This window comes from Ilyobacter sp. (assembly GCF_041583315.1).
Taxonomy (GTDB): domain Bacteria; phylum Fusobacteriota; class Fusobacteriia; order Fusobacteriales; family Fusobacteriaceae; genus Ilyobacter.
This window is the reverse complement of sequence record NZ_JBFHGC010000587.1, coordinates 1-1,698: the sequence shown is the minus strand read 5'-3', so window position 1 is coordinate 1,698 and position 1,698 is coordinate 1. Positions and strand designations below refer to the sequence as shown.

Annotated in this window: 1 protein-coding gene; it reads left to right on the top strand. The window is 33.9% G+C overall.

The window, feature by feature from the left end:
- Positions 1–24: 24 nt before the first annotated feature.
- The coding region (locus ABZA26_RS14465; RefSeq protein ID WP_372715196.1) for an ATP-binding protein at positions 25–1,698 on the top strand (1,674 nt) is incomplete at its 3' end.

Genomic DNA, 1,698 nt, shown 5'->3' with positions numbered 1-1,698 from the left:
ATTGTAAATGGTGATACTATAGGGATGATTTTTGGAAAAATAAAACTGGAAAATATGCATGAACTTCTAGTTAGACCTGTTAAGGCTGGCAAATACGGATATGCAGTTGTTACTGACATTGATGGTAAAATTTTGATGCACCCTGTGAAATCACATATAGGGGGACACGTCGTTAAATTCAGAGAAAGCAAATATCCAGACCTTAATATAGAGGAGCTTAAGGGGTTATTGCTCAAGCGTCAAACAGAAGAAGAGGGGTCTTATATATATAATTCATATTGGTGGCCCCAGGAAAAACTGACAAAAGTAAAAAAGATAAATGTTTTTTCAAGAGCACAAATAGGATCAGAATTTTGGATTGTTTCCATAATAATATCTTATGACGAGATAAAGGAACCTATAGAAACATATCTTTATGGCACTATTATTATTGCTGCAGTGATTATACTTATATTTTCATGGATGGTTTTCTTGACTGTCAGAATGATTAAAAATAAAGAGTCCTATGAGATGGAGACAAATTATCTGAAAGAGCTCAACAAATCCACAGAGGAGCTAAGAAAAAAAGAGGCGGAACTGCACCACAGAAGAAAGCTAGAAACAATAGGTACCATGACAGGTGGGATAGCTCATGAGTTCAATAATGTACTGACACCTATTATGGGATATTCTGAAATGATCTTAAGAAACTTAGATCCAAATATTAAGAGTTATGATTATGCTAAAAACATATACGAATCATCTGAGAGAGCACAGGAGATTATAGACCAGATAAGGTTGTTTAGCGGTGATAAAAATATAAAAATAAAATATAAAGTAATTTCCATAAATAAGGTTTTAGGGGAAGCCTTGAGATTCTCTGAATCTCTGTTTCCTTCAGATGTAAAGATCATAAAAAATATAGAAAACGGAGAATGGGATGTCTATGCAAATGAGACACAGCTTCATCAGGTGGTATTGAATCTCTGCACCAATGCCTGCAATGCAATGAAAGATCAAGAAAACAGAGTTTTAATAATAAGTGTGGACAGTGTAAAATATCAGGAAGATGAGGTACTTCAGAGAGGGAACCTCAAGAAAAGAGATTACATAAAAATATCCTTTGAAGACAATGGATGCGGGATGGATAAAGACACAATTGAAAAAATATTCGATCCGTTTTTTACAAAAAAGCTTTCAGAAAAGAGTAGTGGTCTGGGTCTTTCTATTGTTCAGGGGATAGTGAGTAAACATGGTGGGACAATAAATGTATACAGTGAAAAGGGGAAGGGAAGCAGATTTGATGTCTACCTTCCGATAACAAATAAAAAAATAATATCTCCTGATGAAAATATAGAAAATGAAAATATATTTGGAAATGAGAGAATACTAATTATAGATGATGATAAAGATGTTGCAGAAATGCTTAAAAGTGGTTTGAACGACTTGGGTTATCGGACTGCTGTTATAACGGAAGGGAGCGAAATTTTAAAAAGATTTGAATATATAAAAGATAATTTCAAGATTATAGTTACAGACCTTGCAATGCCCGAAATAAATGGGATACAGGTCTCTAAGAAAATAAAAATGAGTAAGCCAGAGATCAAGGTTATTTTGATGACAGCCTATTCGGATGAACCTCTGGAGAAATACATGCAGGATAATATTATAGACGACTATCTCATAAAACCTATTAGTGCCACTAAAATAAGCAGAAGT